This is a genomic window from Microcystis sp. M31BS1 (genome assembly GCF_020245285.1).
Taxonomy (GTDB): Bacteria; Cyanobacteriota; Cyanobacteriia; order Cyanobacteriales; family Microcystaceae; genus Microcystis; species Microcystis panniformis.
In genome coordinates this window covers 1-6,123 of record NZ_JADBVE010000033.1, presented here as the reverse complement: position 1 = coordinate 6,123, position 6,123 = coordinate 1, and the positions used below count along the sequence as shown (strand labels likewise).

Sequence of the window (6,123 nt, the reverse complement as noted above, 5' to 3'; positions counted from 1 at the left end):
CGATACAAGCACCGAAGAAACCAATGAAACGGCATCCGGGACTAATACTCAAAGTAGCGAAACAAATTCATCCTCGTCATCATCGAGTGAAGTCCAAGGCTCTGGCGGAACGGATAGCGTTAGCGACCAGTCTGACAGTGCAAAAGAACAAGGGAAAGAAAAGCAAGGACAAAATCCTCCTGATCCCGAACTAAAGCCAGGAGACATTCGCCTTCAAGATGGAACAATTGTTCGTGCAGGAGCAGAACGTCGTCATTTTGAACAAGCTCGTTTGTTTAGAACTGAAAATATTGCACTTAAAAATGACCTAAATACTGCTAATCAACGTTTTAATACCCTTCAAGAAAAGTATCAAACTCTTGAAAGTACTATAAAACAAATTGGTATGGAAAATCCGCAAGCTGTCACCCAAGCGGTTCGTCTATACAACGATTTGCAAACCAATCCGGTTCAAGCTGTAACGAATTTGCTTGCCGAATTGAAGGCAATGGGGCATAGTTTTGATGGCATTGGCGGGACGGTTGACACGCTCGCTATACAACATATGCTCAACACACGAGGCCAGCCGCCTCAAGATGAGCCTACTCCTGAACAGCAGTTTCAAGCTATTCAGGAAGAAGCAGCACGAGAAACTACTGAGTTTCTCCGTTCTTTTCCTGACGCTAAGATTCATGAGCGCATGATCGCTAATGTTATCGCGGCTGAAACAGAATCAGGTCGAGAAGTCGATCTCCGTTCTGTTTATTTCAAACTTCGTCAAGCAGCAATTAATAATGGTTTTGACTGGTCGCAACCTCTTGAACCTCAAATTGAAGCTCGTCGAAACTCAATTCCTTCGGCTCCACAACAGCCTTCACAAAATAGTCGTCCGATTATTCAAGGTCGTGGTGGAGTTGGCGCTTCAAATTCCGTCGATCACTTTGACTCGTTTAAGTCTGGCAGCAATGAAACTAAGGATTCTGTGATTCTAGCCGCCATGCGAGACGCGGGTTATAACTACACAAGGTAACAAAAAATGCCGGCACTGGCAACTGTTCTAAATTCTATGCTTAATCGTTCTCGTAAACAATTGATCATTGCTTCGGTGCGTTCTAACGCGCTTATGGCATGGGCTTTTGCTTCGGATCGTGTTGAGTATGAGGATGGTGGCTATAACATCACTAATCCTCTCGTTGTTGGACGCAACCCGAATGTTTCTTCGTATGAATATTACGATCAACTTCCTGTTGCCCAAACTAACGAATTCGCTACTGTCGCCTATGGTTGGTCGCGTGTTGCAGGTACTGCAATCATTTCAGACCAAGAACAAGACGAAAATAAAGGCGAAGCTCAAATCTTTAAGCTCATGAAGGCTAAACTTGATGTGCTTGAAGAATCTTTTAAAGAGAAGTTTTCAGAATATCTTTATTCAGCCGGTGGTGGAGCCGATCCGCTTGGTCTTCCGTCTTTGATCCCCGATGATCCTACAGTTGGTTCTCTTGGAGGTCTTAACCGAGCTGCTGAAACTCAATGGCGTACTTCTTCTTACGCATTTTCCGGTACTTTGGATGCTACTAACATTGAAGAAGCCTTTGACGATATCCTTCTTGATCTGACTCTTAAAGGCGAAAAGCCCGATCTCATTCTTTGTGGTCGTAACATTTTCCGTCTTTATCGTGCCGCTTGCCGAGATAAGGTTGTTCTCAATCTGTCGGATACTTCTAATGGTAAGCGCATGATGGATTTGGGTTTTGGGGGTCTTGCTCACCAAACTATCCCGCTGCTTTATGACGAAGATTGCCCTGTCAATAAGTGCTAATTCATCAATTCAAAGTATCTGCGTCTTCATATCCTTAAGGGAGTTAATATGAAGGTAAAGGAACTTTCATCGCCTTGGGATATGGACGCTACTGGCAGCCGAGTTGTTTGGCAAGGTCAATGGTGTCTCTGGAAGGCTTATCGTACTCACGCAGTAATCAACAACTAACTTTAGTGTAGAGAGGACGCTATGGTTACTCAAATGAAACTTCGCGCTCGATATAAGACAGTCGGTCCAAAAAAGGAGCGAGTTCAAGTAAATCAAGCACGAATGGATCCAGAAACTAAATCTCTTCAACAAGAAAAGGTTTGGATTGAAAAGGAAACATATCGTGTGTATTTTCCAGCAGGTCATTCTATTCGTGTAGAAAAGGATGAACTGGTAAGAATGGGTTATCACATTAAACCTCGTTTGTATGATCCAGCAACGGGAGACGTAGTTGATACAGGTGGTGATCCTTACGACCTAGAAAATACAGGTGATCCTGATATCGAACTTTTTGAAGAGGCTGATCCTGAAGAAGATGTTAATCTTCGGATTGAGCGTAGAACTAAGAAAGAAGGCTAAAAATGGTACAACGTACTCCTAAGTACAATCCTCGTCGTGTTAATAATCATGTTCCTGGAATGGCTTATCATGCAGGTATACTGCATGCCGGACCTAATGAAGTAGTTTTTGGTCCTGTTGCTAACGCTTCGGCAAACAATATTCTGAATGCTCAGTCTATTGCTACAGCAGGTTCAACTAGTACTTTTCTTCAAGATAATACTGATCCCGTTACTGCGGCTTCTCAGGCTCTGTATCCTTATGGTCCCGGCTTTGGCCGTTGTCTGCAAATCGTTCTGTCAGGTGCAGGTACTCCGACTGTGACTATTCGTGGTCGAGATTATCTTGGTCAACCTATGACTGAAATTCTGACTGGTAACGGTACTACTGCTGTTATTGGCAATAAAGCGTTTAAGTGGATTGATTCTATCACTTGGACGGCGGTTGCGGGTGTTACTATGAATGTTGGAACTAGTAACAGGTTGGGTCTTCCGTTCAGAGCATCTAACGTCGTAGCTGAAATGTCAGATGGAGCACGAGTTGCCACTCTTGGAACTTTTGTTTCTCCCAGTTATGTTGATCCGCAAACAGGTACAACGACCGATCCATGTGGAGTTTATACTCCTAACACTACTCCTGATGGCGTAAGAATTCTGTCAGCAATTTTCATTTTTGACAACAAGCTGAATGCTAATGGTAATGGTGGCTTGTATGGCGTAGCGCACTTCTTCGCTTAAGTTGAAAGCTTAAGCTGGAAGGAAGGGGCGTCGCTGATCCTCTCTAAGCGGCGCCCCTTTTCATTGTGAGGATACTATGATTGAAAAAACTTTGCTACAAATTGCAATAGAAGCTGAAAGAGAGCTTTATCAATCTGCTGGCGTATCTGTGCAAGTTTATGCCCAAGATAACCTTATTCAAAAGATTCAAAACGCATTTGTAATGTTTTTTGATGATACTACGGTTACTTGGAAACGATTTATTGAGTATCAAACTTATACTCTTGATGGTCTTACTGGTAGAACAATTGTTCCTATTAAGAACATTTTTAAACAATATGAAAACATTATCAACATTTATCCAAGAGCCAGTACAACACCATTAGCAAATTGGCCTGGAGGAAATCCTAGTTCTGTTTTCGGCAAAACACCTTTGTATATTACAGCCGATAGTATAGATATTGCTAAAGTCATTCCTTCAACTTCTTCGGGACAAATTGTTGTTGAAGGAAAAATATTTCCTACATTTCCTTTTAATCCTAATGATATTGTTCCATTCGATTGGCTTTCTCTTGTTTACTTTATTGCTTGGCAGTATGCTGTTGATGATGGCAGTAATCCAGCTGGAACCGAAAAGCTTCGTCAATTGTTTGAACAGCGTTATAAGCAAGTCAAACTAAATCAATCTTCTAAACCTGTAGCATTGAACTCTGATTATAGAGGCGTGCCTACAACTTGGCGAGACTTTGAATAATGCAAACTCGTCCTATTAAACAGCAACAAGAAGTATTGAAATCTGCAACTCTCAGAGAGTTTTCAGGTGGACTGAACTTACTAGATGATGATCTAAATCTGTCTACCAAATTCTCCAAAAGAATGACAAATTGTTATTATTCGCCAGATCAAACTGTAAAAGTTAGATTTGGCATTCGTTTATTCAATGATTTGTCCAAATTCACCTCTAGTCCAAATGTTTCTGTAATTAATACAGAATATTTTTCTTACGCAATCATTTGTGTAATGAGTAATGGAGAAATCCTTCGTGTTTTAGCCAACGGATCTGTGGCTAGAATTTGGGATAACACTATTGCTAAAGCTTTGCCCGGTGCACCCAATGGTTGGTCAAATACCGATTTTGCAAGCTTTGAACAATTTAATGGTCAATTGATTGTTTGCAATGGTGTTAATAAACCTCTAATCATATCAAATACTCTTTCGGTAGACTATCTTAAGGATTTAGCTAGTAATACCAATATCAATACTCCGATTGCAAAGTATGTTACTTCGTGCAACGGATATTTGATTATGGCGGGTGATCCTGTAAAGCCAAACAGACTTCACATTTCGGCTCGATATACTTCAGGCACTTTCTATGGTGATCCTGCACCGAACGACGCTACATACATTGATGTAGGCACTAGTCTTCGTAACGCATCCATTATTAAGGGCATTCGAGCTTTTCGAGATAGGCTTATTGTTGCTTATCCTGAAGGCTCCGTGATCGGTACTTTAGGAATTTATAATTCTACTGGAAATGTTCATCAACCATCTTTCCAAGATACAGTAGAACTTTATGGAGCTATTTCACATAGAAGCATGCTATCGTATGGAGACGACATGCTTTTTATGGATACTATTGGCGTTCCTTCTCTAAAAAGAACTGTATTCAGTGGTACTATTCGACCTGAACGAGTTTCTGATCTAGTTGATCCAGAAATGTCTAAAGCTATTAACAAGCTTACTGGACTTAGTCAAGAAAACAGAACCTTTTCTATCTTTAATCAGAAAGAAGGAATGTTCATGTTTTTTATTCCTGACAATGATGATCTTGCAAATACTACAGAAACAGTAGCTTATTGTTTTCTGTTTCGTCCTACATTAAATGTTTCCGCTTGGTGCAAGTTTCAAGGATGGAATTTTACTTGTGCATGTAGAACTCAAGAAGGAAACATCTTTTTTGGCGATAAAAATGGAAAACTTTGGCTTTATGGATCAGATACTACTCCCATTTATTCTGATTACATGAATGATGATAGTATTAATAACAAAGAAGGAATTCCTATCACCTTTGATTGGGAACTACCTTGGAGCGACATAAATCAAAGAACGAAGATTAAACACACAAAATACATCACTCTAGATACTAGAGGAACAGGTCGCTTTAATCTTAGTATGTACTGCGATCGATTTGTTAAAAATGGATCAGGAGAAGATTCTCCTCAACTAAAAATGTCGATGGTTGGAGGCGATGTAGTTGGTTTTGGTGGTCCAACACATCCTTATGGTGGAGGTCGTCCTACAGCTAACGAGCGAAAATATGCTTGGCCAGCTAAATTCCAAATAATGAAATTGCGTTTTCGTGGATCTACAACTACTCAACTGCAATTTATTTCTATTTCTTTCCTTTACCAAGAAGGCGGTTATAACCGATAAGGTGTTTATATGAGTTTTGATGCAACAACATCTAATTTTGGCTTCCGTCTAATCAATTTTGCTACCGATCCATATACAGACGATGAGTGGTTTAATTGGAAACTTTTGGATGGACTGCTAACAGGTTCTCAATCTGGGATTCCGTTTTGTATTGCTACAGGAACTGGTTCTGCTTTTGTTGCAGACTATACTCCTGATCAAACTCTTGCAATTGGTTTGAGTTTGGCAATTAAAACTCCTTTAGCTAATACTGGAGCAGTAACACTTGCTGTAGATGGTGCAGCTGCTAAACCTATTAAAATTAATGGCTCTGATCCGGCTGCTGGTGCTTTTCCCGCAGGCATGTATCTTCGACTTGTCTATGACGGAACCAATTTTAATGTAGTTTATCCAACTTTTACTCTTTCTCAAGGATCCAAAATTACTACAGCGGCTTCAGGAGCAACAGCTTCAAATGGAGCCGCTGACTTTCAAGTTGAAAGTAATACCAACATTGGTATGTCACTTCTTTGTCCTAATGGATCTTTTATTGGTCGCTACTTTTTAGGCAATGTTAGCAAGCCTGACGCTGGTGGTTTGTATTATGATTTTTCAGTTGATCGATTGTATTTGAGAGCGGGACAGCAAAAT

At 40.5% G+C, this 6,123-nt stretch carries 7 protein-coding genes; all 7 read left to right on the top strand.

The features are described from left to right. A partial coding sequence (locus tag IM509_RS01715; protein ID WP_287716284.1) for a hypothetical protein occupies positions 1 to 1,009 on the top strand: 1,009 nt, incomplete at its 5' end. 6 nt (positions 1,010 to 1,015) lie between these two features. Beyond that, the gene (locus tag IM509_RS01710) at positions 1,016 to 1,798 is read left to right on the top strand and encodes a phage major capsid protein (protein WP_287716282.1); all 783 of its coding nucleotides are present in this window, start codon (positions 1,016 to 1,018) and stop codon (positions 1,796 to 1,798) included. A gap of 189 nt (positions 1,799 to 1,987) precedes the next feature. Then, complete coding sequence (locus IM509_RS01705; RefSeq protein ID WP_287632932.1) at positions 1,988 to 2,365, top strand: hypothetical protein; 378 nt, start codon at positions 1,988 to 1,990, stop codon at positions 2,363 to 2,365. Positions 2,366 to 2,367: 2 nt separating this feature from the next. Then, positions 2,368 to 3,081, top strand: a complete 714-nt coding sequence (locus IM509_RS01700; protein WP_287632934.1) for a hypothetical protein — start codon at positions 2,368 to 2,370, stop codon at positions 3,079 to 3,081. 76 nt (positions 3,082 to 3,157) lie between these two features. After that, entirely contained in the window at positions 3,158 to 3,814 is a 657-nt protein-coding gene (locus tag IM509_RS01695) for a hypothetical protein (protein ID WP_287632936.1), read from the top strand. Continuing rightward, positions 3,814 to 5,493, top strand: coding sequence for a hypothetical protein (locus IM509_RS01690; RefSeq protein WP_287632939.1), 1,680 nt, complete (start codon positions 3,814 to 3,816; stop codon positions 5,491 to 5,493). The genes IM509_RS01695 and IM509_RS01690 overlap by 1 nt, the downstream gene beginning before the upstream one ends. Before the next feature lie 9 nt (positions 5,494 to 5,502). Next, the coding region (locus IM509_RS01685) for a hypothetical protein (protein WP_287716281.1) at positions 5,503 to 6,123 on the top strand (621 nt) is incomplete at its 3' end.

Bases quoted from the DNA above. Each gene is read 5' to 3' on its own strand.
- IM509_RS01705 (WP_287632932.1), top strand. From the start codon at position 1,988: ATGGTTACTCAAATGAAACTTCGCGCTCGATATAAGACAGTCGGTCCA.
- IM509_RS01695 (WP_287632936.1), top strand. From the start codon at position 3,158: ATGATTGAAAAAACTTTGCTACAAATTGCAATAGAAGCTGAAAGAGAG.
- IM509_RS01700 (WP_287632934.1), top strand. From the start codon at position 2,368: ATGGTACAACGTACTCCTAAGTACAATCCTCGTCGTGTTAATAATCAT.
- IM509_RS01690 (WP_287632939.1), top strand. From the start codon at position 3,814: ATGCAAACTCGTCCTATTAAACAGCAACAAGAAGTATTGAAATCTGCA.
- IM509_RS01710 (WP_287716282.1), top strand. From the start codon at position 1,016: ATGCCGGCACTGGCAACTGTTCTAAATTCTATGCTTAATCGTTCTCGT.